Origin of the sequence: Roseospira goensis, from assembly GCF_014197795.1 — a bacterium.
Taxonomy (GTDB): Bacteria; Pseudomonadota; Alphaproteobacteria; order Rhodospirillales; family Rhodospirillaceae; genus Rhodospira; species Rhodospira goensis.
Genome location: NZ_JACIGI010000005.1, coordinates 72,546 through 97,630 on the forward strand (window position 1 = coordinate 72,546; position 25,085 = coordinate 97,630).

Below are 25,085 nucleotides of genomic sequence, written 5' to 3' on the forward strand. Positions count from 1 at the left end.
GTCTCCCGACGGCGCGGGCCGGGGCGCCCTTGGCTCTGGCGCGGCGGCCGGCGTGACCCGACGGACAGGCCAGCGCCTCTCAATCCCAGACCCTCTGGATTCAGGAGGATTGCAACCATGGCTCTATCCATGACTGCCACCGACTCCGAGTCGCGCAATGCCGGCGCGGATGAACCCCAGCCCTGGGGCGTCGACCCCGGCGACCTGTCCCGCGTCGGGGTGATGTTCCTGATCGCGGGGGCCGTGGCGCTGATCGTGCCCGGCTTCGTCACCCTCGCCCTGGAGTGGCTGCTGGGCGCGGCCCTGGTCGCCGCCGGCGGCTTCGCCACCCTGCACGCGCTCCCGCTCCGGCGCGGCCGCGGTGCGGGCTGGTACCTCGTCCTGGGGCTGGTGTCCCTGGTGGCCGGCGTCCTGTTCATCGTCTCGCCGCTCACCGGCGCGATGACCCTGACCTTCCTGGTGGGGGCGCTGTTCGCCGCCTCCGGGCTGGTGAAAATTGTCTTCGGCCTGGCCATGCGGCGCCTGAACGGATGGGACTGGACCCTGGGCAGCGGCGCGCTGGCGCTGGTGGTCGGGCTGCTGATCCTGTTCCTGGTGCCGGTGGTGTCGCCGTGGCTGCTGGGCGTGCTGGTCGCCGTGGAACTGCTGCTCAACGGGGCCTGGATGCTGCGCCTGGGACGCGGCGACGCGCGCGCCGAATCCTGAGACCCCCGTCCCGCGACCTCCCGCTACCTCCCGCTCCACCGCCCGCGCCCGCCGATCGGCGGGGCGGGCGGTTTGCGCGTGCGCCTGAGAGACGGCTCCGGGACCGGTTCGGGGGACACCGTGATCCGGCCCCGGAGCGCCGTCCCGCGGTCGCGTCAGAGCGTTTCGACGACGCTCTTGAGGCGGTCTCGCACCTCCTCCGCGATGGGACGCAGGGCGTCGTTGTCCACCGCCTGCATCGAGGCCACCGGGTCGATGGCGGCGACCTCGGCGCCATCGTCGCGGGCCTGCACGATCACGTTGCAGGGCAGCATGGCGCCGATCCGGTCCTCGGCCTGGAGGGCGCGGTGGGCCAGCGGCGGGTTGCAGGCACCCAGGATGCGGTAGTCGCGGAACTCGGCATCCAGCTTCTGCTTCAGCGTCGCCCGCACGTCGATCTCGGTGAGGATGCCGAACCCCTGCTCCTGCAAGGCCGCGGTGACCGCCGTGACGGCCTCGTCGACCGTGCGGCCGGGCAAGGTCTTGTGGAAGGTGTAGGTCATGGGTCCTCCGTCTCCGGTGAGGGTCGGGTTCGCGTCCGGGTCGCGGATCTGTTCGCCCGCGCCTGGGCGGGCGGAGCGCAGTCCCGACGGGTTCACCCCGATGTGGATTGCTGTCGCGCCACCTTCAACCCTGGCTATCGCGGCACAGGGTCCGGACACGAAAACCCCCGGCGCGGGGGGCGCCGGGGGCGTCGAGCGGAGGTTCGGACCCGGCCGGTGGGCGGGCCGGGCCGGTCAGGTCAGGTCAGCTCAGCTCAGGCCGACTTGCAGGTCTTGATGCCGAACGGCAGGTAGGCCGGGCACCAGCCGACCAGGCCGGTGACCAGCGGCACCACGCCGATCCAGCCCCACGGGTTCATCACCGGCCAGATGAAGACACTGGCGATCAAGGCCAGGCCGATCACGATCCGGACAATGCGGTCGATGCCGCCGACGTTCTTGGTCATTGGGTCAGTCTCCGTTGGCAGGGGAGGGGACAGCGGGACCGGTCCCGCCGCTGACCCTCACCGCTACACCGCAGGCCGCCCGGGGTCCGTAACTTAGTCACACAGAACCTGGGTCACACAGAACCTGGGTCACACAGAACCTGGGTCACACAAACTGGCGGACCCCCGGGACTTCGGACCTGGAACCCCACCCGTCCTCGCGCCGCGCCGGCCCGCGCCGGGCGCCCGAGGACGGGCGGACGCTCACGGACCGGGTGTCAGCCGAGCTTGCAGGTGTTCACCCCCATCATCTTGTAGGCCGGGCATTTGCCGGTCAGGCCGGTGATCAGCGGCACCAGGCCGATGATGCCGATGATCCACATGGTGGGGCCGCCGAACACGCCGACGGCGATAAAGAAGACCCCGACGACGATGCGTGCCATCTGATCGTAGAAACCGACGTTGTTCTCGGTCGGGAACATCTTGCCCTCCTCGCTCCTGGGGCGGGGCGCATCCCGTGGGCCGGGCCGTCCCTCCCCGCGCAGTTCGTTCTCCGTCTCACCGGAGACCGACCGGTCGCACCGGCACGCCGACGGCCACCGCGCCGTCGGGTCAATCGCGACCGCGGATCCGCTCCAGGGCCCCGGCGTCGGTCACCCGGACCTGACCGCGCGCGGCACCGACCCAGCCCCGGCGTTCGAAATCCTTGAGCTGGCGGCTGATGACCTCGCGCGCCGTGCCCAGCTCGATCGCCAGATCCTGGTGAGTCGCCCTTACGATCCCGCCGTTGTCGGCACGGGTCAAGAGCAGGTGCGCCAGGCGGGCGTCGATGCGGCCGAAGGCCACGTCGTCGATCAGCAGCAGCAGGTCGCTGAGGCGGGTCGCGTAGGCCGAGAAGACGAAGCGGCGGAACGCCGCCGACTGCCCCAGCAGGGCGTGGAAGGCGTCGGCGGGCAGGACGGCGGCCAGCACCGGGGTTTCGGCCACGCCTTCGGCGCCGTAGGGCAGCGCGGCCAGCAGGGCGTTGGTGGTCAGAACGCAGGTCTGGCCGGCCTCGACCCGGTACAGCACGATCTGGCGGCCGCTTTCGGAGACCTTCTGCACCCGCACGCGCCCGTCCAGCACCAGGGCGTAGCTCTCGCAGGTGTCGCCGTCGCGGAACATCACAGCGCCGTCCGGCACGCGCACGGGGCGTACGGCGTCGGCCAGCAGGCGACGCGCCTCGGGCTCCAGCGTCGCCAGCGGCGAGAAGCCGGACACCAGGCGGTCGATCAGGGCATGCGGGGGTGGTGGCGTCATGGTGGCGCCACTGTGCCCGCCGCCGGGGCCGGTGCCAAGCGGGTGCAGGCGCGATCGTGCGGTGCATCATCTGGTGTGCGGCGCGGCACGCGCCTATGATACTCTTGTCTCCGTTCCGTCATGATCCCGTCTCGTCGCCTGTCTCGCCCCTCGTCCCGATGTGGACTCCGGATCCCGCTGCCGCCATGCCGCTCGCGCCCCGCCCCCTGACGCCGACCGATCTCCCGGCCGCCCTGGCCCTCAACAACGCCGCCGCGCCCCATGTCAACGTCCTCGACGCCGACGGCCTGGCCCGCCTGTGGGCGTGGGCGGCGGTGGCCCTCGGCGCCCGGGGCGACGACGGCGGCCTGCTCGGCTTCCTGCTGGCGCTACCGCCGGACCTGCCCTACGACAGCGCCAACTACCGATGGGTGGTGGGGCGGCGGCCGCAGTTCCTCTACGTCGACCGGGTGGTGGTCACACCGGGGGCGCGCGGGCGCGGGGTGGGGCGCGCCCTGTATCGGGCGGCGCTCGATGCGGCCCGGTGCGAGGGGTATGCCAGCGTGGTCTGCGAGGTCAACGAGCGGCCGCCGAATCCGGGCTCGCTCGCCTTCCATGCCGCCCTCGGCTTCGGGGTGATCGGGCGCTGCGACCACGGCCCGCACGACAAGGCGGTGGTGTTCCTGGAGCGTGCCGGCGCCGCCTGAGGCGGCGCGGGCCGCTACCCGGTTCGGGTGGCGGTGGTCAGCAGGCCGCCGATGCCGATGAACGTGGATCCCGTGACGCGGTTGAACCAGCGGCCGCCGCGCGCCAGCCACGGCGCGAGCCGGTGGGCGGTCCCGGCCAGCAGCACCTCGTAGGCGAACTCGACGGCGGCGAACGTCCCGCCCAGGACGGCGAACTGGAGCCAAAAGCCGGCCCCGGGGGTCATGAACTGGGGCAGGAAGGCGGCGAAGAAGATCAGCACCTTGGGGTTCGAGACCGCGACCGTGAAGCCTTGGGCGAACAGGCGCAGCGGGCGGGCGTCGGCGTGGTCCGCGGCGTCGAGGGTGACGCGGGGCGGTGGCGCCCGCCACAGCCGCAGGCCGAGCCAGACGAGGTAACCGGCGCCGATCCACTTGGCGATCGTGAAGGCCTGCTCCGAGGCGGCCATCAGGGCGCCCAGGCCGGCCAGGGAGGCCGCGATCAGCAGCAGGAAGCCGCAGATCGCTCCGAACGCCGTGACGGCGGTGCGGCGGACGCCGAATCGGGCACCGTGGGTGAGCGACAGCAGGCCGTTGGGGCCCGGGGTCAGGCTCAGCCCGATGGCCGCGACCAGATAGAGCAACCACAGGTCCAGGCTCATGACGGGTCTCCGAGAGAGGGCGCGCGCAGGAGGATACGCCGCCCCGGCGCCGCTGCAAAGGCCGGTGCCGCGGCATGCGAATCGAGCTTGATAAACATATAAAGATATCTTTATATTCCGCACGTCATTGCGTCGCGGCGCCCCGGCCGGGGCCGTGCCGTCGCCTGGGCGACCGGCGGCCACCGGCGGCGACCAAATGGCGCGCCGGCGTCGCGCGCCCCCACGCCCGATCCCTTCTCGACCGGAGACAGCGTTCATGAGTTTTACCGACTACAAGGTCAAAGACCTCGATCTGGCCGCCTGGGGCCGCAAGGAGATCGCCATCGCCGAGACCGAGATGCCCGGCCTGATGGCGGTGCGGGAGGAGTATGGGCCGAGCCAGCCGCTCAAGGGCGCGCGCATCGCCGGCTGCCTGCACATGACCATCCAGACCGCGGTGTTGATCGAGACCCTGACGGCCCTGGGGGCCGAGGTGCGCTGGTCGTCCTGCAACATCTTCTCGACCCAGGACCACGCCGCCGCCGCCGTGGCTGCCGCCGGCGTGCCGGTGTTCGCCTGGAAGGGCATGAGCGAGGAGGAGTTCTGGTGGGCCATCGACCAGACCATCTTCGGCCCCGACGACTGGCGCCCCAACATGATCCTGGATGACGGCGGCGACCTGACGCTGGTCATGCACCAGAAGCATCCGGAGCTGATGAAGGACGTGCGCGGCCTGTCGGAGGAGACCACCACCGGCGTGCACCGGCTGTACGAGATGGCCAAGTCGGGCACGCTGCTGTGCCCGGCCATCAACGTCAACGACAGCGTCACCAAGTCCAAGTTCGACAACAAGTACGGCTGCCGCGAGAGCCTGGTGGACGGCGTGCGCCGCGCCACCGATGTGATGATGGCCGGCAAGATCGCCGTGGTCGCGGGCTTCGGTGACGTCGGCAAGGGCTCGGCCGAATCGCTGCGCCAGGCCGGCTGCCGCGTGCTGGTCACCGAGGCCGACCCGATCTGCGCCCTGCAGGCGGCGATGGAGGGCTACGAGGTGGTCACGATGAACCACGCCGCGCCGCGCGGCGACATCTTCGTGACCGCGACCGGCAACATCGACGTCATCACGCTGGACCACATGCGGGCGATGAAGGACCGTGCCATCGTGTGCAACATCGGCCACTTCGACAGCGAGATCCAGATCGGCGCCCTGCGCAACTGCAAGTGGGACAACATCAAGCCGCAGGTGGACGAGGTCGAGTTCCCCGACGGCAAGCGCATCATCGTGCTGGCCGAGGGCCGGCTGGTGAACCTGGGCTGCGCCACCGGCCACCCCAGCTTCGTCATGAGCGCGTCGTTCACCAACCAGGTGCTGGCCCAGATCGAGCTGTGGAACCACGCCGACAAGTACGAGCGGCAGGTCTACGTGTTGCCGAAGCATCTCGACGAGAAGGTGGCGGCGCTGCACCTGGGCAAGCTGGGCGTGGAGCTGGAGACGCTCTCGGCCGAGCAGGCGGCCTACATCGGCGTCGAGCCGACGGGGCCGTTCAAGCCCGACACCTACCGCTACTAGGTCGCCCGTTACTCGGCCGCGCGCACGGTCCCACGCGGGCGCGTGGGACCAAGACAGGATGGGCTCTCGCGCCCCCGCTCCTGCGGGGGCGTACGTTCGTCACGCGGTCCCACGCGGGCGCGTGGGACCAAGACAGGATGGGCTCTCGCGCCCCCGCTCCGGCGGGGGCGTACGCGCGCTCCATGGGTCCCACGCGGGAGCGTGAGACCAAGACAGGATAGGCTCTCGCGCCCCCGCTCCGGCGCGGGCGTACGTGCGTCACGCGGTCCCACGCGGGAGTGTGGGACCAAGACAGGATGGGTTCTCGCGCCCCCGCTCCGGCGGGGGCGTACGCGCGTCACGCGCTCCCACGCGGGAGCGTGGGACTAAGACAGGATGGGCTCTCGCGCCCCCGCTCCGGCGGGGGCGTACGTGCGTCCCGCGGTCCCACGCGGGCGCGTGGGACCAAGACAGGATGGGCTCTCGCGCCCCCGCTCCGGCGGGGGCGTGCGTTCGCCCCCCTACTCGGTCCCGGCGGCGGGCGCGGCGTCGTCGGTCTCGTCCATGCCACCCGGGGCGGAGATCATGGCGTCGGCCAGCAGGCCCTCGTTGGCGCGGATGGCGTTCTCGATCTCCTCCGCGATGGTCGGGTTGTCGCGCAGGAACTGCTTGGCGTTCTCGCGGCCCTGGCCGATGCGCTGGGAATTGTATGAAAACCAGGCGCCGGATTTTTCCACGATACTGCCGCGCACACCCAGGTCGAGGATCTCGCCCATCTTGGAGATGCCCTCGCCGTACATGATATCGAACTCGACGGTCTTGAACGGTGGCGCCACCTTGTTCTTGACCACCTTGACCCGGGTCTGGTTGCCGACTGTCTCCTCCTTGTTCTTGACCGCGCCGGTCCGCCGGATTTCCAGGCGCACCGACGCGTAGAACTTGAGGGCGTTGCCGCCGGTCGTGGTTTCCGGGTTGCCGAACATCACGCCGATCTTCATCCGGATCTGGTTGATGAAGATGATGAGCGTGTTCGAACGCGCCACCGAGGCGGTCAGCTTGCGCAGCGCCTGGCTCATCAGGCGCGCCTGCAGGCCGACGTGGGCGTCGCCCATCTCGCCCTCCAGCTCGGCCTTGGGCACCAGGGCGGCCACCGAGTCGACCACCAGCACGTCGACGGCGCCCGACCGCACCAGGGTATCGGCGATCTCCAGCGCCTGCTCGCCGGCGTCCGGCTGCGACATCAGCAGGGTGTCGAGGTCGACGCCGAGTTTGCGGGCATAGCTGGGATCGAAGGCGTGTTCGGCGTCGATGAAGGCACAGGTGCCGCCGCGCTTCTGGGCCTCGGCCACGACGTGCTGCGCCAGCGTGGTCTTGCCCGAGCTTTCCGGGCCATAGATCTCCACGATCCGGCCGCGTGGCAGGCCGCCGATGCCGAGCGCGATGTCCAGCCCGAGCGAGCCGGTGGAGACGGCTTCGATCTCCACCACCCGGTCGCGCTGGCCCAAACGCATGATCGAGCCCTTGCCGAAGGCCCGTTCGATCTGGCTGACGGCGGCGTCGAGCGCCTTCTGTTTGTCCATGGTGTCCCGATCCACGAGGCGGAGCGCGCTTTGCGACATGAGGGTGCCCCCTTATTCCACATGGGTCCGGCGCGGTGCAAGGCGGGATGGTCCGCGCTGGGCGGGACCGTCGCCGCGGTGGACCGGGCCGCGCGGACCTCGGTCTCGGTCCCGACCGTACACGTTTTGTTCCGACGTGCAAGCGAAAAGAACGATCAAAGAACACGGACGTCTCCCGGCGGCCCGGTGCCTTGCCAGCCGGCGGGCGGCATGCCTACATGCGAGGCAACCCGCCCCCCTCACCCGTGCCCGGAGGACTCCGCATGGCCCTGGCCCGACCGATCCCGACCACCGTCGTCACCGGTTTCCTGGGCGCCGGCAAGACCACCCTGATCCGCCACCTGATGGCCAACGCCGGCGGTCGGCGCATCGCCCTGGTCATCAACGAGTTCGGCGACATCGGCATGGACCGCGAGATCCTGTCGGCCTGCGGCATCCAGGGCTGCGGCGACGACGACATCGTGGAGCTGGCGAACGGCTGCCTGTGCTGCACCGTGGCCGACGAGTTCCTGCCCACGATGGAGGCGCTGATCCACCGTGCCGCGCCGCCCGACCACATCGTGATCGAGACCTCGGGCCTGGCGCTGCCGAAGCCGCTGGTGCGGGCCTTCACCTGGCCGGAGATCCGCTCGCGGGTGACCGTCGACGGCGTGGTGGCGGTGGTCGACGGCCCGGCGGTGGCCGCCGGCCTGTTCGCCGCCGATCCGGCGGCGGTGCAGGCCCTGCGCGCCGCCGACGCCGCCCTCGACCACGACAACCCGCTGGAGGAGGTGTTCACCGACCAGCTCCTGTGCGCGGACATGGTGCTGGTCAACAAGGCCGACCTGATCGCCGCCGCGGCGCTGCCCGCGGTGCTGGAGCAGGTGCGGGCGGGCGCCCGGGCCGGCGTGCCGGTGGTGCCGACCCGTCACGGCGAGGTCGATCCGGCGGTCATGCTGGGCCTGGGCATGGCGGCCCAGGACGACCTCGACGGCCGCCCGACCCATCACGACGGCCCCGACGACCACGACCACGACGATTTCGAGAGCGTGGCCGTGCCCATCCCGGCGGTGGGCGCGGACCATGCCGGACCCGAGGCGGTGGCGGCGGCGCTGGCGCCGGTGGTCACCGCGCACCGGGCGCTGCGCATCAAGGGGGCGCTGGACGTGCCGGGCAAGCCCATGCGGCTGCTGGTCCAGGGGGTGGGGCCGCGCGTGCAGGCGCGCTATGACCGGCCCTGGCGCGCCGATGAGGACCGCGCCGGCCGGCTGGTGGTGATCGGCCTCAAAGGCCTGGACACCGCGGGTCTGGCCCGCGACCTGGCGGCGGCGGTGACGGACAGGGCGGCGGACGCGGTCACGGCGGCGGAATGATCGGCGGCGGGCGGCGGCAGGCGGCGGGGGACGGCGCCCCCTCTCAGGCCACCCGCTTCTGGAACGGCCGCACCTCGCGGGCGATATCGTCGGCCATCACGGTGCCGGTGACGTGCAGGTCGAAGCGGCTTTGCAGGTTCATCCAGTACAGCGGCGCGGTGCCGAAGTACCGCCCCAGACGCAGCGCCAGGTCGGCGGTGATCGACCGCTGCCCGGCCAGCACGTCCTCCAGCCGGTTGGCCGGCACGCCGAGGTCGGCGGCCAGGCGGTCGCTGTCGAGCCCGTAGGGGACCATGAACCGCTTGCGCAGCACGGTACCGGGATGCTGGGAACTGTCGGAGTGGGACATGGCATGGTTCCGGGATCTGGGTCCGCCCGCCCGACGCGCACACCGCGTCGCCGTCCCGACGCCGGTCGGGGCCGCGCCGGGCTGTTCGGGGCCGTCTCGCCGGCGTTCCTGCCCGCGGGTCCTCACGCTAGGGTGGGGGCGACGCCGAGTCAATTTGCGTGCCCGCCGCCACGTGGTTGCCCGGCGGGGCGGGCGCGGATATGGTGGAGCATGACGACCAACACACCAGATATCGCCAAGCGACGGCACGCGTGGGGCCGGCTGTGGACGGGTCGGCCGGGTCCGAGTCCCGGTCGGCGGGGCCGGCGTGTCCCCCCGCCCCGGCCCCCCAAGGTCCCGCCCGCCACCCGTCCCGCCACCTGTTCAGGGGGAGCGCCATGACCGATCCCTTCGCGCTGACCGATGCGCCCGACGACGAGCCGGCGGCCGCGCCCCCCACGGCCGGGGCGCCGGCGCCGCCGTGGCTGACCGACCTGAACCCGGAGCAGCGCCGGGCGGTGGAAACCACCGACGGCCCGGTGCTGGTGCTGTCGGGCGCCGGCACCGGCAAGACCCGGGTGCTGACCACGCGTATCGCGCACATTCTCGAGCAGCGGCTGACCCAGCCGTGGCGCGTTCTGGCGGTGACCTTCACCAACCGGGCGGCGCGGGAGATGCGCGAGCGACTCGGCGCCATGATCGGTCCGGTGGCAGAAAGCGTGTGGCTGGGCACCTTCCATGCCCTCAGCCTCAAGATCCTGCGCCGCCACGCCGATCTGGTGGGCCTGCGCGACGGCTTCACCATCCTGGACGCCGACGACCAGCTCCGCCTGCTCAAGCAGCTCATGGCCGACGCCAACATCGACACCAAGCGCGAGCCGCCCAAGGTGTTGATGGGCATCCTCCAGCGCTGGAAGGATCGCGGCCTGACGCCGGACCGGGTGCCCGCCGACGACGTCAAGACCGCCGCCGGCCGCCGGGCGCGCGACCTCTACGGCCGCTACCAGGCCCGCCTTCTGGAGCTGAACGCCTGCGACTTCGGCGATCTGCTGCTGCACACCCTGGGCATCCTGCAGGGCCACCCGGACATCGCCGGGCAGTACCAGCGCCGCTTCGACTACATCCTGGTGGACGAGTATCAGGACACCAATGTGGCCCAGTACCTGTGGCTGCGCCTGCTGGCCGCCGGGCACCGCAACCTGTGCTGCGTCGGCGACGACGACCAGTCCATCTATTCCTGGCGCGGCGCCGAGGTCGGCAACATCCTGCGCTTCGAGACCGACTATCCCGGCGCCGCCGTCATCCGCCTGGAGCGCAACTACCGCTCCACGTCGATGATTCTGGACGCCGCCTCCGGCCTGATCCGGCACAACAGCGACCGCCTGGGCAAGGACCTGAAGGCCGCCGGGGCCGCCGCCGCCGACCCCGACGCCGCCCCGGTCAAGGTGCGCGGGCTGTGGGACGGCGAGGCCGAGGCGCGCTGGGTGGTCGAGGAGATCGAGGCCCTGGGGCAGGGCGCCAACGGCCCGAACGGCGGCGCCGGCGATGGCGGCGCGATCGCCATCCTGGTGCGCGCCAGCTTCCAGATGCGCGCCTTCGAGGAACGCTTGATGGCCTGCGGCGTGCCCTACCAGGTGGTCGGCGGGCCGCGCTTCTACGAACGCCTGGAGGTGCGCGACGCCCTGGCGTACCTGCGCCTGATCGCCCAGCCGGACGACGACCTGGCGTTCGAGCGCATCGTCAACACGCCCAAGCGCGGCCTGGGCGAGGCCAGCCTGCAGACCCTGCAACGCTGCGCCCGTGATCGCGGGGTGTCGCTGCTGGTCGCCGCCGCCGACCTGGCCGACGGCGACGACCTGAAGCCGCGCGCCCGCAAGGCCCTGGCCGGCTTCGTCGCCGATCTGGCGCGCTGGCGCGAACGGGTCCCCACGCTGCCGCCGTCGGAACTGTGCGCGACGGTGCTGGAGGAGAGCGGCTACGCCGCCATGTGGAAGGCCGACAAGAGCCCCGACGCCCCCGGCCGGGTCGAGAACCTGGAGGAACTGGTGGGCGCGGTGGCCGAGTTCGAGACCCTGGACGCGTTCCTCGAACACGTCGCGCTGGTGATGGAGAACGAGGGTAAGGGGGCGACCGCCCGGGTCACCCTGATGACCCTGCACGCCGCCAAGGGGCTGGAGTTCGACACCGTGTTCCTGCCCGGCTGGGAGGAGGACGTGTTCCCCCACCGCCGCGCGCTGGAAGAGGGCGGACAGGCCTCGCTGGAGGAGGAGCGCCGCCTCGCCTACGTCGGCCTGACGCGGGCGCGCCGGCGCGCCTTCATCTCGTTCGCCGCCAACCGGCGCATCTTCAACAACTGGCAGGCGTCGCTGCCGAGCCGCTTCGTCGACGAACTGCCCGACGCCTGCGTCGAGAAGGCCAGCGATACCGGCCTGTATGGCGCGGTCACCGCCGGCTTCGCCGAGGAACCCGGCGGCTGGGGCACGCGCCATCCGCGCCGCACGCTGACCGGCGCGGGCGCCGGGGCCGGCAACGGGGCCGGCAACGGGAGCGGCCGGCTGGCGCCGGGCACCGGGTCGTGGAAGGCCCGCGACCGCACCGGCGAGGGCAGCGACCTCGCCGTCGGCCAGCGCGTGTTCCACCAGAAGTTCGGCTACGGCCGGGTGCTGTCCAACGACGGCGGCAAGCTGGCCGTGGACTTCGAGAAGGCGGGTCGCAAGACCGTGGTGGCGGGGTTCGTCGAGGCGGCGTGACGCCGGCGGCGGCGGTTCGCCGCGGCGCCGTGCGCTCGCCTGCTCAGTCGACCGTCGGCGCCGCCACCCGCGCCCGCACCGCGCGCTTCAGCACCTTGCCCACCGGACTGCGCGGCAGGTCGGGCAGGATATGGACCTCCTTGGGGGCCTTGACCGACCCCAGCCGGTCCTTGGCCCAGGCGATCACCGCCGCCTCGGACGGGGCGGCGCCGGGGCGCGGGCAGACCGCGGCCACCACGCGTTCGCCCCATCGGTCGTCCGGGAGTCCGAAGACGCAGGCCTCCGCGATGTCCGGGTGGCGGTTCAGCGCGTCCTCGACGTCGAGCGGGTAGACGTTGAAGCCGCCGGTGATGATGACGTCGCGCAGCCGGTCCTTGATGACCAGATAGTCGCGCTCGTCCAGCAGGCCGATGTCGCCGGTGTGCAGCCAGCCATCCACGATCGTGCGCGCGGTCTCGTCCGGCATGTCGAGGTAGCCGGTCATCACCAGGCCGCCCTGGACCACGATTTCGCCGGTCTCGCCCGGCGGCAGCAGGCGCCCGTCCGGATCCATGATGCCGACCCGCGTCAGCAGGGTGGGACGGCCGGCCGCCGCCACGTTGGCGGGGTCGGCCATCTCCGGCCCGGTGTTGATGGCAATCATCTGCGGGGCCTCGGTCTGGCCGTAGCTGGTCGCGATCACCGGACCGAACAGGGCCTGGGCCTCGCGGATGCGCGCCGGCGGCATGGGGGCGCCCCCGTAGATCAGGTGGCGCAGCGCCGGGAAGCGGGCGCCGCCGGGACCGACCGCCGCCATCATGGCGTAGAGCAGGGTCGGCGGCACGAAGGTCAGGGTGGCCGATCCCGCCGCCAGGGCGGCGACGATGGTCTCGGCCGTCGGTTGCTCCTCCAGGAACACCAGCGCGCCGCCCGCCGCCAGCAGCGGACACACGTAGGTGCTGGCGGCGTGGGTGATCGGGGTGGCCATCAGATAGCGGTCCGCCGCCGTCAGGCCCAGGGTGTGTACCGCCGATGCCGCCCCGGTCAGCCACGCCCGCATCGGCTGCATCACGCCCTTGGGGCGGCCGCTGGTGCCGCCGGTGAACTTGATGGCCTGGGTGTCGGCCAGGCTGTAGGGATGTTCGACCGGGCGGGCGCCGCGGTGGCGCGCGATCAGGCCCGCCACCGTGTCGGCGCCGGCGCCGGCGCTGGTGGTACCTGGAGCGGTGCCCGGTGGCGGTTCGCCCACGATCAGCGGGGTGCCCACGGGCACGGTGAAGCGGTCCAGACAGGGCGCGTCCGCGATCAGCAGCCCGGGCCGGGTGGCGGCGATCTTGGCGTCCAGGTCGGGGCGGCTGTCGCGCGGGTTCAGCGGCACCCAGACCTTGCCGGCCGCCATCACCGCCAGCAGGGCCAGCATGTGCTCGACCGTCACCCGGGCGCACACGCCGACGCGGCCGCCCGGCGTCGGGTCGAGGGCCTGGAGCCCCGCCGCCAGGGCATCCACGCGGGCCGCCAGGGCGCGGGTGGACAGGGTCTCCGACGGCGTGATGACCGCCGGTGCCTCGGGGTGGCGCCGGGCGCCGCGGTAGAGATAGTCGATGGGCCGCATGCGGTCGGGGGTCTCCCTGCGGGTGCGGATGGAGGGGGCGGGCGCCGGACGGCGCGTCAGGCCGCCGGCCGGCGGTGGCGCCGGTGCACCATCAGGCGCTCCCCGTAGACCATCAGCAGCGCGAGCAGCCCGATGGCGTCGGTGCGGTGCTCCGGCATCATCAGCGCCAGTCCGCCCGCCAGCAGCACCACCGCGTGCCAGGCCCGCAGCGTCCCGGCGAAGTACAGGTAGCGTTCAAAGGCCGACGACAGCATCCATACCGCCACCGCTGCGGTCGCGACCGACACCGCCACGTCCACGGTCGTGCCGTTCAGGATCAGCGCCGGGTTGTAGACGAACAGAAACGGCAGGATGAACAGCACCAGCCCCAGCCGCATGGCCTTCATGCCGGTGGCCATCGCCGGCGCGTTGGCGATGCCGGCCGCCGCCACCGCGGCCAGGGCCACCGGCGGCGTGATGTAGGACAGCATGCCCCAGTACAGAATGAACATGTGGCTCGCCATGCGGTCCAGGCCGGACTGGATCAGGGCGGGAGCGAGCACGATGGCCAGGAAGATGTAGCAGGCGCTGACCGTCATCCCCATGCCGAGGATGAAGCTGGTGAGCGCCCCCAGCACCAGCATCAGGAACACGTTGTCGCCGGCGTACTGCACCAGCTCACGAGAGAAGGCGTTGCCCACCCCGGTGATCGACAGCGCGCCCACGATCAGGCCGATGCCGGCCAGGATGCCGATCAGGTGGGAGATATTCTTGCCCACCTCGACCATCATGTTGGCGACCACCTTGATCCGTCCCGTGCCCCGTTGCAGCAGCATGGCGGTTACCACCAGCAGGGCGGAGGCGTAGAACGGCGCCTTGCTCTCGATGCTGAAGCCGATCAGCAGGGTGACCAGCAGGCCCAGGCTGAACAGGTAGATCCAGCCGGCGCGCAGGGTCGCGACCAGCGAGGGGATCTGGTCGCGCGGCAGCCCGGTCAGCCCGGTGCGGGCGGCAAAGGCATCGGCCTGCAACAGCAGGATCAGGTAGAACAGGATCGCCGGCACCGCGGCCGCCACCATGATGTCGACGTAGGGCACGTTCAGGAAGCTGGCCATGATGAAGGCCACGGCGCCCATCACCGGCGGCATCAGCGCCCCCCCGGTGGACGCGCAGGCCTCCACCGCGCCCGCGTACGAGGCCGGATAGCCGCAGCGCTTCATGGTCGGAATGGTCATCGCGCCGGTCGAGATCACGTTGGAGATCACGCTGCCCGACAGGCTGCCGAAAAAGCCGCTGGACAGGATCGCGACCTTGGCCGGCCCGCCCCGGGTGCCGCCCAACAGCGCCGTCGCCAGGCGCATGAAGAACTCGCCGCCGCCGGACGCGACCAGCGCCACCCCGAACAGGATGAACCCGATCAGCAGGTCGGAGACCACGCGCATGGGAATGCCGATGATGCTTTCGACCCCCATGGCATGGGCGCGCGCCGTCTCCGCCAGGGTGTACTGGCTGCCCCACAGCACCCCGGGCATCGACCCGGCGAACAGGGGATAGACCGCGAACACGGCACAGATGATGAGCAACGGCAGGCCGCCGCAACGGCGCACGCCCTCCAGCGCCAGCAGCACCAGCGCGCCGGCCACCGCGGTCGGCAGATCGGGGGCCAGCAGGTCCCAGCCGCGGCTGATGATGTTGGTCGCGTTCCAGGCCAGGTAGCCGCCGACGGCCAGCGTGAGCCCGGCCAGCAGCCAGTCGTACCAGCGCACGTGGTGGGCGTCGCGGCGGGCGCCGGGGAACGACAGGAAGGCCACCGCCAGGAACAGGGCGATCAGCAGGTAGTAGTATCCGGTGCTGATGGGACGGAATCCGAATGCGCCAAGGTTGAAGATCTGGTTGACGACCACCAGGAATCCGGCCGTGGACAGAACCAGGGCGGCGAACCATGCGGCCCCGGACAGGCGTCCGTCCCCGCGCCAGCCCCACTCCAGGGTCGGCGCCGTCGTGTCTTGCGTGCTCATGGGATCGCCCTCTCGTCCCTGCGGCCGGCGTCCGCCCCGGGGGCGCCGACCGGGAACATCGCTGCGGGAGCGCCGGTCGCCGTCCCCCCGGCGGCCCAGCCGCGGCGGTCGGCGGCCCCGGTGCCATGGGAGCGCCCGGGACCCGGCGATCGGGACGGCCCGGCGCCATGCCGCGGTGCCGGGCCGCCAGGCCAGGCGACGGCCGGGCACGGCGGCGGGGCCGGTCCGCCCCGGCCCGCTCCGCCCGGGTCCGTCGGTGCCTCAGTTCAGGTGCTGCTGGCGATAGCTCTCCCAGAACGCGGGCCACTCCTTGGCCGGAATGGTCTGGTCCAGGGCCTGCTCCTGGGCGGCATCCCAGGCCGCGCGGACCTGCTCCATGCGGGCCAGGCGCTGCGCGTTCCAGGCCGCATCGGCGTCGGTCCACACCCCGATCTCCGTCAGGTAGCGGATGGCGCCGGGATGGAACGGGGCGTCGGCCGGCGTGGTGCCGGCGGACTCCACCGTCCACCGCGGCATCACCGGGTTGGCGTTCTTGTAGAGGTCGAAGGTCTCGTCCATGGCCTTGACGAAGTTGTAGGCGTCCTCCTCGGACGTGTCGGCGTAGGTGGTGATCATCGGATAGCGGTAGGCGATGAGCTGGGCCGGGGTCTCTTCCGACAGGCCGGCGCCGACGGTCTCGGCGGTCGGCGCGAAGAACGGCGCGACCGCGCGCAGGCGCTCCCAGGCCTCGGTGTTGTCGGCGGGCATGTCGGGCCAGGTGATGCCGCGGCTGGACGCCTCCAGTTCGCGGAAGGTGCCGGCCGTCGGCACGCCGCCGGCGCAATCGTTGGTGCCCTCGACCACGCCGCGCAGGGCGGCGCCGTAGGAGGGCATCTCGACCACCTCGACGTCGTCCCAGGTCAGGCCGGCGAAGGCCAGGATGGCCGCGACCTTGATGTTGACCGACGGGTTGGCCTCGATGCGCGAGACCCGCTTGCCGGCGACGTCCGCGATGGACTCGATGCCGGCGTCGGCGGCGCAGCCGAGCCCGAAGCCGGCCGGTCGGCCCATCAGCACCCGCAGGTCCTGCGGACCCCATTCGTTGCTGGCGAAGTCGAAGACGGCTTCCGTGGCGAAGTAGACCTCGTTGGCCAGCCAACCGTACTGCACCCGCCCCGTCTTCAGGGGCAGCAGGCGGCCGATGGAGGTCCCGGAGGGCATGATGCGAATGCGGGTGCCGTAGGTCTTGATCATGGCGTCGGCGACCGCGGAGGCCTCGGTGTAGCCGCTGGAGCCGACGTCGTAGGCGCTCCACATCATGGTGTCGGGGACAGTGGCCTCCTGGGCGCGCGCGGCACCCCCCACCGCCAGCCCCACGGCCAACGCCGCGGCCACCAGCGCCCCGCCGGCCAGGGCCGGCCCGTTCCGAACGATCATGTCGCTTTTCCTCCCGAGAGATGCTGGGTCGTGACCCGAACGGCCCGGCCGGTCCCGCCGTCGCGGGCGGGGCGGATCGCCCTCCGTCGCGCCGGGGACCACCCCCGCGCGGCGTGCTGGCGCGACGCCCGTCCCGGTCCCGGTCGCGGTGAGGGCCCGACCCGGCCTTGGTCTTCCCGTCATTCGAAACCTGTTGTTCCGCAGGATGAAACGCTGAACCCGCGTTTTGAAATTTGGTTTCGATGGTGGTAGAGTGACTCGCGAGTATCCCGGATGCAAGTATCGTTTTAGGGGGAGTCGCGGGCCGGTGCACGGCGTTCCGATCGGCTCCGGCGCGGCGGCCGCCGGTGTGGTGCGCCCCGGCTGCTGGAAGGCCAAGCCCGGCGGCCCCGCGGACCCAGCGACCGCAAGACGACCACCCCGGGAACCCGGGAACAGGGAGGAGGCCATGACCGTGTGCCGCGACGTCGGCGATCTCGTCGCCCGCATCCCGGACGGCGCCAAGCTGGCGGTGCCGCCCGACTATGGCGGGGTGGCGGTGACCGCCACCCTGGCGCTTGTCGAGGCCGGCCGGCGCGGCCTGCATCTGGTCTGCCTGCCCAGCAGCGGGCTTCAGGCCGACATGCTGATCGCCGCCGGTTGCGTGGACACCATCGAGACGGCGGCGGTGACGCTGGGCGAGGCGGGGTTGCCGCCGGCCTTCGGGCGCGCCGCCAAGGCGGGCACGCTGCGCATCCTCGATGCCACCTGCCCGGCGCTGCACGCCGGGTTCCGCGCCGCCGAGGCCGGCGTGCCGTTCCAGGCGGTGCGCGGCATCATCGGCTCCGACCTCCTGCGTCACCGGCCGGACTGGCGCATCGTCGACAATCCCTTCCCGGAAGCGCCGGAGGACCGGCGCATCGTCGTGGTGCCGGCGATTCGGCCCGACGTGGCGCTGTTCCACGCCCCGCGCGCCGATCGCGACGGCAACGTCTGGGTCGGGCGGCGGCGCGAACTGGTCACCCTGGCGCATGCCGCCCGCGCCACCCTGGTGACGGTCGAGGAGATCGTGGACACCGACCTGCTGGCGGAGGAGGCGACCGCGGCCGGGGTGCTGCCGGCGCTATACGTCACGGCGGTGGCGCGGGCACCGGGCGGCGCACGCCCGTTGGGACTCCAGGACCTGTACGACCCCGAACCGGCGGTGGTGGCCGACTGGGCGCGGGCCGTGGCCGTGGGTGATCTGCCGGCCGGGCTGGCCGCCGTGCGCGGGAGACAAGCGGCATGAGCGCGGACCCCCGTCCCATCGACACCGTCCCGACGCCCCCGCATCCGCGCGAGGTCCTGATCCACGCCCTGTCCGACCTGCTCCAGGGCTGCCGCAACGTGGCCGTCGGGGCCGTCTCGCCCCTGCCCGGCAGCGCCGCGCTGCTGGCGCGGGCGCGGTCCGATGGGGCCTGCCGGGTGACCCTGCTGGGCAGCCGGCGCCACACCTATTTCACCGACGGCGGCCGCGAGCTGTTCGACTGCGCCGGGCAGGGCCGCATCGACGCCTTCTTCCTCAGCGGCGTGCAGATCGACGGCGCGGCCAACATCAACCTGACCTGCCTGGGCGACCCGCAGCGCCCCAAGGCCCGCTTCTCCGGGGCCTTCGGGTCGGCCTACCTGTACTTCGTGGTGCCGCGGGTGATCCTGTTCCGCGAGGAGCACGACCGCCGCATCTTCGTGCCGAAGGTGGACTACATCTCGGCGCCCGGCGCCACCGCGCCCGGGGTCTGGCGCCCGGGCGGGCCGCATGCCCTGGTCACGGGGCTGTGCGTGATGGCCTTCGACCGCGCGCGCGGCCGCTTCCGTCTGCGCTCGGTCCACCCCGGCCACACGGTCGAGGAGGTCCTGGACAACACCGGGTTCGATGTCGACCTGCCCGACAGCGTTCCCGAGACCCCGGTCCCGACCGCTTCCACGCTGGCGCTGCTGCGCGGCCCCGTGGCTGCCGAGGTGGCCGAGACCTATCCCCGCTTCGCCGCCGACCTGTTCGGCGCCACCCCTTCGCACTGACCGTCTGACCGCAGGGTGTTCGACGCCATGACCGAGACCGCTTCGCCGTTCGGCGCCCTCGCCGGCACCACCGTGATCGACCTGACGCGCGTGCTGGGCGGCCCGTACTGCACCCAGATCCTGGCCGACCACGGCGCCGAGGTGATCAAGATCGAGCCGCCAGCCGGCGACGAAACCCGCGCCTGGGGACCGCCCTTCCGCGACGGCCTGTCGGCCTATTTCTCCGGCGCCAACCGCAATAAGCGGTTTGTCTCCCTGGATCTGGCGCGGGAGGAGGGCCGCGCCGTGCTGCTCCGGCTGCTCGACGGCGCCGACGTGCTGATTCACAACTTTAAGTCCGGCACGCTGGAGAAGTGGGGCCTCGGCTGGGACGACGGGCTGTCGGCGCGGTTCCCGGGGCTGGTCTACTGCCACATCACCGGCTTCGGCGACGACGGCCCCCTGGGCGGCCTGCCCGGCTACGACGCGGTGGTGCAGGCGCTGTCCGGCACCATGAGCGTCAACGGCAACGCGGACACCGGCCCGCTGCGCATGGGCACGCCGATCGTCGACCTGGGCACCGGCATGACCGCCGCCATCGCCATCCTGATGGCCCTGCTGGAGCGCACGCGCAGCGGCCGGGGCCAGAAGCTGGACGTCGCCCTCTACGACAGCTCCATCGCGCTGCTGCATCCGCAGGCGGCCAACACCCTGATGACCGGCCGGCCGGTCCGGCGCACCGGCAACGCCCATCCCAACATCGCGCCGTACGATCAGTTTCCCACCCGCACCCGGCCGATCTTCCTGGCGGTGGGCAACAACCGGCAGTTCGCCGCCCTGTGCCGGTTTCTCGGCCGCCCGGAGCTGGCCGAGGAGGCGCGCTTCCGCACCAACGCCGATCGGGTCGAGAACCGTGACGCCCTGCGCGCCGCTCTCGTGGCGCTGCTGGCGCCGCACGACGCCGACGCGCTGTGCGCCGACCTGCTGCGCCTGGGGGTGCCGGCCGGCACGGTGCGCGACCTGACCGAGGTGCTGGACGACCCCCACACCCAGCATCGCCGCATGGTGGAGGAGGTCGGTGCCTACCGGGGCACCGGCGTGCCGATCAAGATGGACCGCACCCCGGGCGCGGTGCGCCGCCCGCCCGCCGCGCTGGGGCAGGACAGCCGCGCCGTGCTGGCCGAGCGCGGCTGGTCGGCCGCCGACATCGCCGCGCTGGAGGCCGCCGGGGTGCTGCGCAGCGCCGACGCGCGCGCCACCGCGGAGGACCCCGCATGACCGCCCCCACGATCGCCGCCGCCGCCCCCGCGTCCGGTGCCCCGGCCGACGCCGCCGACCCGGATATCCTGCCCGACACCCGCGGCCTGGATCTGTATGCGCGCGACGGCGCGCTGCGGGACCTGTTGCCGCTCTATCTGCCGGCCGACCTGCTGGCCCACCTGGAGCCGCACCTGGCCCGGCTCGGCGCCATGATCACCACCCGGCTGGATGACCTGGCGCATGCCGCCGACCGGCATCCGCCGGTGCTGCACCCGCGCGACCGTCAGGGCCGCGACCGCCCGTGGGTCGAGAAGCACCCGGCCTACGTGGCGCTGGAACGGATCGCCTTCGGCGAGTTCGGCCTCGCCGCCCTGTCGCATCGCGGCGGTGTTCTCGGCTGGCCGGCGCCGATGCCGCCGGCCGCCAAGTACGCCTTGACCTATCTGTTCGTGCAGGCGGAGTTCGGCCTGTGCTGCCCGCTCAGCATGACCGACGCGCTCACCCGCACCCTGGTCCGGTTCGGCGATCCCGCCCTGATCGCCCGCGCCTTCGACGGCCTGGTCGCCACCGACCTGGACAGCCTGGCGCAGGGCGCCATGTTCATCACCGAACAGGGCGCCGGCTCGGACGTCGGCGCCGCCACCGTGGTGGCCGAGCGCGACGGCGCCGGGGGCTGGCGGCTGTCCGGCGACAAGTGGTTCTGCTCCAACCCGGACGCGGCCTGGACCATGGTGCTGGCGCGGCCCGTGGGCGCGCCGCCCGGGACGCGCGGCCTGGGCCTGTTCCTGATGCCGCGCACCGTGCCCGCCGACGCGGCCGGTCCGGAGCGCATCAACGCCTACCGGATCGTGCGCCTGAAGGACAAGCTGGGCACCCGCTCCATGGCCTCCGGCGAGATCCGGATGGACGGTGCCGTCGCCTATCTGGTCGGGGACCTCGGCCAGGGCTTCAAGCAGATGGCCGAGATGATCAACGCCTCGCGGCTGTCCAACGGCGTGCGCGCCGCCGGCCTGATGCGCCGGGCCTGGCACGAGGCGTTGTACGTGGCCGAGCAGCGCGTCGCCTTCGGCCGCCGGCTGGCCGACATGCCGCTGATGCGGCGCCAGCTTCTCAAGCTGCTGCTGCCGACCGAACAGGCACTGTCGCTGAGCCTGTTCACCGCCGCCGTCATGGCCCGCGCCGACGCCGGCGACGGCGAGGCCGGGCGCCTGCTGCGGGCGCTCACCCCGCTGCTGAAGTTCCGCGCCTGTCGCGACGCCCGCACCGTGACCGCCGATTCCCTGGAGGTGCGCGGCGGCGCCGGCTACATCGAGGAGTGGGTCAACCCGCGCCTGGTGCGCGACGCCCTGCTGGGCTCGGTGTGGGAGGGCACCAGCAACATCGTCGCGCTGGACGTGCTGCGGGCGGCGCGCACGGTGGAGGCCCATCGCGCCCTGTCCGGCGGTCTCAAGCAGAGGCTGGCGGCCGAGGCGGTGCCGGCGCCGCTGCTGGCGCGCCTGACCGACGGCCTCGACCGCGCCGTGGCGCTGGTCGAGGAGGCGCGGGACGGCGGTCCGGCCGGGGAGCGGCTGGCGCGGCAGGCGGCCAGCGGCCTGTACCATGCCGCCGCGGCGGCGGTGCTGGCCCTGGAGGGGGCGGCGCTGCACGCCCGCACGGGCGATGCCCGCCGGCTGCTGCTGGCGCGGCTGGTGCTCGATCACCGGCTGACGGCCCCCGATCCGCTGGCGCCGGCCGATGACGCGGCCGAGGCGGCGGCGGCCGCCGTGCTGCTGGACGGCGCGCCGTGCGACCTGGCGACCGCCGCCGGCGCCTGAGCGCGCGCCGCCCGGCGGCGCCGGGTCTACGGCCACGCCAGATGCAGGCCGGCCAGGGCGAGCGAGACGGCGGTCAGGCTGACCAGGGTGTGACCGCCGTTCCAGCCCCGCCCGACGGCGGCGGCGCTGCGGTCGGTCATGCGCCCGATCATCATGGTCGCCGCGGTGGCCGGCGACGAGCCCACCGTCAGCCCCCAGCCCATCACCAGCCCGAGCCCCAGCACGGTTGGGCTGACCCCCAGGGCCGCAGGATCGCCGATCAGCGCCACCAGCACGGTGACGGTGAGCAGCGGGTTGGCGCCGGCCTGGCCCGCCGCCACCACCAGCCAGGGCACGACGGCCGGCACCAGCACCGTCGGCATGCCGAGGCCGGTCAGGCCGGCGAACGGATCGTGCAGCCCGACGGCCGGCAACACGCCGGCGATCGCCGCCCCCATGAAGGCGGCGTTGCCGAGCACGGCGATTTCGGCCCGCTGGTTGGGAACCGCCGTCGCCAGGTAACGGCCCAGCCGCCGCGCCGCTCCCGCCGGTCCCCGGGCCAGGGTCAGCCACGCCGTGGCCAGCACCGGCACCACCAGGATGACACCATGGATCAGGCGGCCGGCGGTGAGCTGTTCGACCGCGACGGCGGGTCCGAACACCAGCAGCAGGAGGCCCAGCAGCGGCCCCAACCGGCGCCACCGAAACGGCGCCCGCGGGCCGACGGCGCGGGGGCGCGGCATGGTCAGGCGGTCGAGGGTCCAGCCGATCGCCATGACGATCACCGCCATGCCCAGACCCAGGGTCATCAGGCCGGTCCAATGGGCGCCGGCCAGGGTCTCGCCGACAATGGCGTAGGCCACCGTCAGCGGGCACCAGAACATGAGCACCGAGAAACCGCGCAGCAGCGCCAGCATCATGCGCCGCTCGCGGATGGCGCGGATGCGGGCCTCGCCGCGCGCGGCCTGGACCGTGTTGGCGTCCTGGATCATGCCGCCCAGCAGCCCGATGGCGCCGAAGTTGAGGATCGCCCCGAACAGCGTGCCCCCCGCCGTGATCGCCACGTAGCGCCGGCCCGGCGGCTGCTGGGTCAGCATGCGGCCGGTCTCGTGCACCATCGGCGAGGCGCGCGCCGCCTCGCGCAGGGTCCCCAGGGCCGCGAACAGGGCGGCCAGGAAGGCGGCGCGGCCCAGGCCGGTGACCAGGGTCGGGCCGGGATCGTCGAGAAGAACGACCGTCGTCAGCGCCACGGCCGCGCCGACCGACAGGTGCGCCCAGGCGGTGCGGCTCAGGCAGCCGGCCTGGGTCAGCAGATAGGCGGCCAGCGCGACCAGCGTCACGGCCACCGGTCCGGGTGCGGAGGTGCCGGCCAGGGCCTGCACCAGCACACCGGCCCAGACCACGACGATCAGGCCGCCGGCCAGCCGGTCCCGTCCGCGGTGCCCGCGCTCACCGGCCGCGACGGTCATGCGTCCGTGTCCTTCCTCCCCTCCCGCAGGAGCCTGTCATGTCCGGTCCCCCATCCTCCATTCCGTCCCCGCTCCCGTCCCCGTCCGCCACGCCCGCCGGCGAGGCGCCCGACCTCGCCCGCCAGGCCCTGGTGACCGGCGGGTCCGCCGGTATCGGCCGGGCCATCGTCGACCGCCTGGCGGCCGACGGCTACCGGGTGCTGAACCTGGACCGCGACCCGGTGCCGGATCCGCCGCCGGGCGTCGAGACCGTGGCGGTCGATTTCGCCGACCCGGCGGCGGCCGAGGCGGTGCTGGCCGAGGTGACGGCCACGCGGTCCTTCGGCCTCCTGGTCGCCAACGTCGGCCAGTGCATCAACGCCAGCCTGGACGAGACCGCCTGGACGGACCTGCGCCGGCTGGCCGACGTCAACCTCAACTCGGCCATCCTCGCGGCGCGCGCCACCGTGCCGGCGATGCGGCAGGCCGGCTCCGGGCGCATCGTCGGCATCGCCAGCCGCGCCGCCCTGGGCAAGCCGAACCGCACCGCCTACGCCGCCACCAAGGCCGGCATGATCGGCCTGGTGCGCACCTGGGCGCAGGAACTGGCCCCGCACGGCATCACCTGCAACGCCGTCGCCCCGGGCCCCATCGCCACCGCGCTGTTCCGCGCCAGCAATCCGCCGGACGCGCCGCAGACCCGCCGCCTGATGGAGGCGATCCCGCTCGGCCGCCTGGGCGAGCCGGCCGAGGTGGCGCGCGCGGTGGCCTTTTTCGCCGCCCCCGAGGCCGGCTTCATCACCGGGCAGACGCTGTACGTCTGCGGCGGCGCGTCACTGGGGGCGATGGCCTGACGGACGGCGGCGGGGCCGGGTGCGGCCCCGCCATCCCCCCTACGAGGGCGCCGGCGAGGGCGCCGGTGTTTGGTTGAAGGCCGGCTTGCGCTTCTCGATGAAGGCGGCCATGCCCTCCTTCTGGTCGGCGGTGTCGAACAGCAGGTGCAGGGCCTGACGCTCCAGGACCAGGGCGGCGTCCAGCGGCAGATCGGCGCCGGCCCGCACCACCTCCTTGATCTTGCAGACCGCCAGGGCCGGCAGCGCGGCGATGGCGGCGGCCAGGTCCAGCGCCCGCCCCAGCGTCTCGGCGTCGGGCACCACCTCGGAGACCAGGCCCATGGCCTCGGCCTCGGCGGCGTCCACCGGCTCGCCGGTGAGCAACAGCTTCATGGCCTTGTACCGGCCGACCGCGCGCACCAGCCGCTGGGTGCCGCCGGCGCCCGGCATGATGCCGACCTTGATCTCCGGTTGGCCGAACCGGGCGCTGGCCCCGGCAATGATGATGTCGGCGTGCATCGCCAGTTCGCACCCGCCGCCCAGCGCCCAGCCGTTGACGGCGGCGATCAGGGGCTTGGGAAAGTCCTTGATCGGCGCCCACAGGCGCTCGACCCCGCGGCGCATCATCTCGGCCGGGCCGGCGGTGGCCATCGCCTTGATGTCGGCGCCGGCGGCGAACACGTCGGGGCCGCCGGTCAGCACCACGGCCCGCACGCCGTCGTCGCCGGCCAGATCCGTCAGGTGCCGCGCCAGCGCCTCGCGCACGGGCATCGACAGCGCGTTGCGGGCCTCCGGCCGGTTCAGCCGCAGCACGGCGACGCCCGCGCGGGGCCGCTCCAGCACCACCACCTCGGTCATG

At 72.8% G+C, this 25,085-nt stretch carries 22 protein-coding genes; 10 read left to right on the top strand and 12 right to left on the bottom strand.

The features are described from left to right. Positions 1-117 precede the first annotated feature (117 nt). Complete coding sequence (locus tag GGD88_RS04330; protein ID WP_184432092.1) at positions 118-705, top strand: HdeD family acid-resistance protein; 588 nt, start codon at positions 118-120, stop codon at positions 703-705. A 155-nt stretch (positions 706-860) separates the two neighbouring features. On the opposite strand, the gene GGD88_RS04335 is transcribed toward GGD88_RS04330, so the two are convergent. The 4 genes from GGD88_RS04335 to GGD88_RS04350 all read right to left on the bottom strand — a co-directional run bounded on the left by GGD88_RS04335 (position 861) and on the right by GGD88_RS04350 (position 2,971). Next, the gene (locus GGD88_RS04335; protein ID WP_184432094.1) at positions 861-1,247 is read right to left on the bottom strand and encodes a DUF302 domain-containing protein; all 387 of its coding nucleotides are present in this window, start codon (positions 1,245-1,247) and stop codon (positions 861-863) included. Between the two features lie 254 nt (positions 1,248-1,501). Then, positions 1,502-1,693 (bottom strand): YgaP family membrane protein, encoded by a 192-nt coding sequence (locus GGD88_RS04340; protein WP_184432096.1) that lies wholly within the window; start codon positions 1,691-1,693, stop codon positions 1,502-1,504. Between the two features lie 257 nt (positions 1,694-1,950). After that, the gene (locus GGD88_RS04345; protein WP_184432098.1) at positions 1,951-2,154 is read right to left on the bottom strand and encodes a YgaP family membrane protein; all 204 of its coding nucleotides are present in this window, start codon (positions 2,152-2,154) and stop codon (positions 1,951-1,953) included. Between the two features lie 130 nt (positions 2,155-2,284). After that, positions 2,285-2,971, bottom strand: a complete 687-nt coding sequence (locus tag GGD88_RS04350; RefSeq protein ID WP_184432100.1) for a Crp/Fnr family transcriptional regulator — start codon at positions 2,969-2,971, stop codon at positions 2,285-2,287. Positions 2,972-3,156: 185 nt separating this feature from the next. On the opposite strand from GGD88_RS04350, the gene GGD88_RS04355 reads away from it, so the two are divergent. Beyond that, positions 3,157-3,657: a GNAT family N-acetyltransferase gene (locus GGD88_RS04355; protein WP_184432102.1), complete on the top strand. Its 501-nt coding sequence runs from the start codon at positions 3,157-3,159 to the stop codon at positions 3,655-3,657. Between the two features lie 14 nt (positions 3,658-3,671). On the opposite strand, the gene GGD88_RS04360 is transcribed toward GGD88_RS04355, so the two are convergent. Next, complete coding sequence (locus GGD88_RS04360; RefSeq protein WP_184432104.1) at positions 3,672-4,295, bottom strand: LysE family translocator; 624 nt, start codon at positions 4,293-4,295, stop codon at positions 3,672-3,674. 256 nt (positions 4,296-4,551) lie between these two features. Here GGD88_RS04360 and ahcY point away from each other — a divergent pair, with 256 nt between their 5' ends. After that, a complete protein-coding gene (gene ahcY, locus GGD88_RS04365) occupies positions 4,552-5,844 on the top strand; it encodes an adenosylhomocysteinase (RefSeq protein ID WP_184432106.1) in 1,293 nt (430 codons plus the stop codon). A gap of 500 nt (positions 5,845-6,344) precedes the next feature. Here the strand turns inward: ahcY and recA are convergent, their stop codons facing one another. Continuing rightward, positions 6,345-7,442: a recombinase RecA gene (gene recA, locus GGD88_RS04370; RefSeq protein ID WP_184432108.1), complete on the bottom strand. Its 1,098-nt coding sequence runs from the start codon at positions 7,440-7,442 to the stop codon at positions 6,345-6,347. Positions 7,443-7,705: 263 nt separating this feature from the next. On the opposite strand from recA, the gene cobW reads away from it, so the two are divergent. Further along, positions 7,706-8,794, top strand: a complete 1,089-nt coding sequence (gene cobW, locus GGD88_RS04375; RefSeq protein ID WP_184432110.1) for a cobalamin biosynthesis protein CobW — start codon at positions 7,706-7,708, stop codon at positions 8,792-8,794. A gap of 43 nt (positions 8,795-8,837) precedes the next feature. Here cobW and GGD88_RS04380 read toward each other — a convergent pair whose 3' ends face one another. After that, positions 8,838-9,143, bottom strand: coding sequence for a HigA family addiction module antitoxin (locus GGD88_RS04380; RefSeq protein ID WP_184432112.1), 306 nt, complete (start codon positions 9,141-9,143; stop codon positions 8,838-8,840). A 377-nt stretch (positions 9,144-9,520) separates the two neighbouring features. Between GGD88_RS04380 and GGD88_RS04385 the strand changes: the two genes are divergently transcribed. Next, on the top strand, positions 9,521-11,872 hold the full coding sequence (locus GGD88_RS04385) for an ATP-dependent helicase (RefSeq protein WP_184432114.1): 2,352 nt from the start codon (positions 9,521-9,523) through the stop codon (positions 11,870-11,872). A 43-nt stretch (positions 11,873-11,915) separates the two neighbouring features. On the opposite strand, the gene GGD88_RS04390 is transcribed toward GGD88_RS04385, so the two are convergent. The 3 genes from GGD88_RS04390 to GGD88_RS04400 all read right to left on the bottom strand — a co-directional run bounded on the left by GGD88_RS04390 (position 11,916) and on the right by GGD88_RS04400 (position 16,876). Beyond that, the gene (locus GGD88_RS04390) at positions 11,916-13,463 is read right to left on the bottom strand and encodes a class I adenylate-forming enzyme family protein (protein ID WP_184432116.1); all 1,548 of its coding nucleotides are present in this window, start codon (positions 13,461-13,463) and stop codon (positions 11,916-11,918) included. Between the two features lie 56 nt (positions 13,464-13,519). Then, entirely contained in the window at positions 13,520-15,460 is a 1,941-nt protein-coding gene (locus GGD88_RS04395; RefSeq protein WP_184432118.1) for a TRAP transporter permease, read from the bottom strand. A gap of 261 nt (positions 15,461-15,721) precedes the next feature. Next, positions 15,722-16,876, bottom strand: coding sequence for a TAXI family TRAP transporter solute-binding subunit (locus tag GGD88_RS04400; RefSeq protein ID WP_184432120.1), 1,155 nt, complete (start codon positions 16,874-16,876; stop codon positions 15,722-15,724). 448 nt (positions 16,877-17,324) lie between these two features. Here GGD88_RS04400 and GGD88_RS04405 point away from each other — a divergent pair, with 448 nt between their 5' ends. From GGD88_RS04405 to GGD88_RS04420, 4 genes are read left to right on the top strand one after another with little or no spacing between them, the layout of a single operon-like run. After that, positions 17,325-18,143: a CoA transferase subunit A gene (locus tag GGD88_RS04405; RefSeq protein ID WP_184432122.1), complete on the top strand. Its 819-nt coding sequence runs from the start codon at positions 17,325-17,327 to the stop codon at positions 18,141-18,143. After that, on the top strand, positions 18,140-18,913 hold the full coding sequence (locus GGD88_RS04410; protein WP_184432123.1) for a CoA-transferase: 774 nt from the start codon (positions 18,140-18,142) through the stop codon (positions 18,911-18,913). Before GGD88_RS04405 ends, GGD88_RS04410 begins: the two co-directional genes overlap by 4 nt. Before the next feature lie 27 nt (positions 18,914-18,940). Beyond that, positions 18,941-20,170, top strand: a complete 1,230-nt coding sequence (locus GGD88_RS04415) for a CaiB/BaiF CoA transferase family protein (protein WP_184432125.1) — start codon at positions 18,941-18,943, stop codon at positions 20,168-20,170. Further along, positions 20,167-21,966 carry an acyl-CoA dehydrogenase family protein gene (locus GGD88_RS04420; protein ID WP_184432126.1) on the top strand — a complete coding sequence of 600 codons (1,800 nt, stop codon included), beginning with the start codon at positions 20,167-20,169 and terminating at the stop codon, positions 21,964-21,966. The genes GGD88_RS04415 and GGD88_RS04420 overlap by 4 nt, the downstream gene beginning before the upstream one ends. A 26-nt stretch (positions 21,967-21,992) precedes the next feature. Here GGD88_RS04420 and GGD88_RS04425 read toward each other — a convergent pair whose 3' ends face one another. Then, the gene (locus GGD88_RS04425) at positions 21,993-23,414 is read right to left on the bottom strand and encodes a hypothetical protein (protein ID WP_184432128.1); all 1,422 of its coding nucleotides are present in this window, start codon (positions 23,412-23,414) and stop codon (positions 21,993-21,995) included. 38 nt (positions 23,415-23,452) lie between these two features. Between GGD88_RS04425 and GGD88_RS04430 the strand changes: the two genes are divergently transcribed. Next, positions 23,453-24,247, top strand: coding sequence for an SDR family oxidoreductase (locus GGD88_RS04430; protein WP_184432130.1), 795 nt, complete (start codon positions 23,453-23,455; stop codon positions 24,245-24,247). A 39-nt stretch (positions 24,248-24,286) separates the two neighbouring features. Here the strand turns inward: GGD88_RS04430 and GGD88_RS04435 are convergent, their stop codons facing one another. Further along, positions 24,287-25,084 carry an enoyl-CoA hydratase-related protein gene (locus tag GGD88_RS04435; protein WP_184432132.1) on the bottom strand — a complete coding sequence of 266 codons (798 nt, stop codon included), beginning with the start codon at positions 25,082-25,084 and terminating at the stop codon, positions 24,287-24,289. Position 25,085: the final 1 nt, after the last annotated feature.

What these genes read in the sequence shown, in the direction of transcription:
- GGD88_RS04330 (WP_184432092.1), top strand. Translation starts at nt 118, where the DNA reads ATGGCTCTATCCATGACTGCCACCGACTCCGAGTCGCGCAATGCCGGC.
- GGD88_RS04335 (WP_184432094.1), bottom strand. Translation starts at nt 1,247, where the DNA reads ATGACCTACACCTTCCACAAGACCTTGCCCGGCCGCACGGTCGACGAG.
- GGD88_RS04340 (WP_184432096.1), bottom strand. Translation starts at nt 1,693, where the DNA reads ATGACCAAGAACGTCGGCGGCATCGACCGCATTGTCCGGATCGTGATC.
- GGD88_RS04345 (WP_184432098.1), bottom strand. Translation starts at nt 2,154, where the DNA reads ATGTTCCCGACCGAGAACAACGTCGGTTTCTACGATCAGATGGCACGC.
- GGD88_RS04350 (WP_184432100.1), bottom strand. Translation starts at nt 2,971, where the DNA reads ATGACGCCACCACCCCCGCATGCCCTGATCGACCGCCTGGTGTCCGGC.
- GGD88_RS04355 (WP_184432102.1), top strand. Translation starts at nt 3,157, where the DNA reads ATGCCGCTCGCGCCCCGCCCCCTGACGCCGACCGATCTCCCGGCCGCC.
- GGD88_RS04360 (WP_184432104.1), bottom strand. Translation starts at nt 4,295, where the DNA reads ATGAGCCTGGACCTGTGGTTGCTCTATCTGGTCGCGGCCATCGGGCTG.
- ahcY (WP_184432106.1), top strand. Translation starts at nt 4,552, where the DNA reads ATGAGTTTTACCGACTACAAGGTCAAAGACCTCGATCTGGCCGCCTGG.
- recA (WP_184432108.1), bottom strand. Translation starts at nt 7,442, where the DNA reads ATGTCGCAAAGCGCGCTCCGCCTCGTGGATCGGGACACCATGGACAAA.
- cobW (WP_184432110.1), top strand. Translation starts at nt 7,706, where the DNA reads ATGGCCCTGGCCCGACCGATCCCGACCACCGTCGTCACCGGTTTCCTG.
- GGD88_RS04380 (WP_184432112.1), bottom strand. Translation starts at nt 9,143, where the DNA reads ATGTCCCACTCCGACAGTTCCCAGCATCCCGGTACCGTGCTGCGCAAG.
- GGD88_RS04385 (WP_184432114.1), top strand. Translation starts at nt 9,521, where the DNA reads ATGACCGATCCCTTCGCGCTGACCGATGCGCCCGACGACGAGCCGGCG.
- GGD88_RS04390 (WP_184432116.1), bottom strand. Translation starts at nt 13,463, where the DNA reads ATGCGGCCCATCGACTATCTCTACCGCGGCGCCCGGCGCCACCCCGAG.
- GGD88_RS04395 (WP_184432118.1), bottom strand. Translation starts at nt 15,460, where the DNA reads ATGAGCACGCAAGACACGACGGCGCCGACCCTGGAGTGGGGCTGGCGC.
- GGD88_RS04400 (WP_184432120.1), bottom strand. Translation starts at nt 16,876, where the DNA reads ATGATCGTTCGGAACGGGCCGGCCCTGGCCGGCGGGGCGCTGGTGGCC.
- GGD88_RS04405 (WP_184432122.1), top strand. Translation starts at nt 17,325, where the DNA reads ATGACCGTGTGCCGCGACGTCGGCGATCTCGTCGCCCGCATCCCGGAC.
- GGD88_RS04410 (WP_184432123.1), top strand. Translation starts at nt 18,140, where the DNA reads ATGAGCGCGGACCCCCGTCCCATCGACACCGTCCCGACGCCCCCGCAT.
- GGD88_RS04415 (WP_184432125.1), top strand. Translation starts at nt 18,941, where the DNA reads ATGACCGAGACCGCTTCGCCGTTCGGCGCCCTCGCCGGCACCACCGTG.
- GGD88_RS04420 (WP_184432126.1), top strand. Translation starts at nt 20,167, where the DNA reads ATGACCGCCCCCACGATCGCCGCCGCCGCCCCCGCGTCCGGTGCCCCG.
- GGD88_RS04425 (WP_184432128.1), bottom strand. Translation starts at nt 23,414, where the DNA reads ATGACCGTCGCGGCCGGTGAGCGCGGGCACCGCGGACGGGACCGGCTG.
- GGD88_RS04430 (WP_184432130.1), top strand. Translation starts at nt 23,453, where the DNA reads ATGTCCGGTCCCCCATCCTCCATTCCGTCCCCGCTCCCGTCCCCGTCC.
- GGD88_RS04435 (WP_184432132.1), bottom strand. Translation starts at nt 25,084, where the DNA reads ATGACCGAGGTGGTGGTGCTGGAGCGGCCCCGCGCGGGCGTCGCCGTG.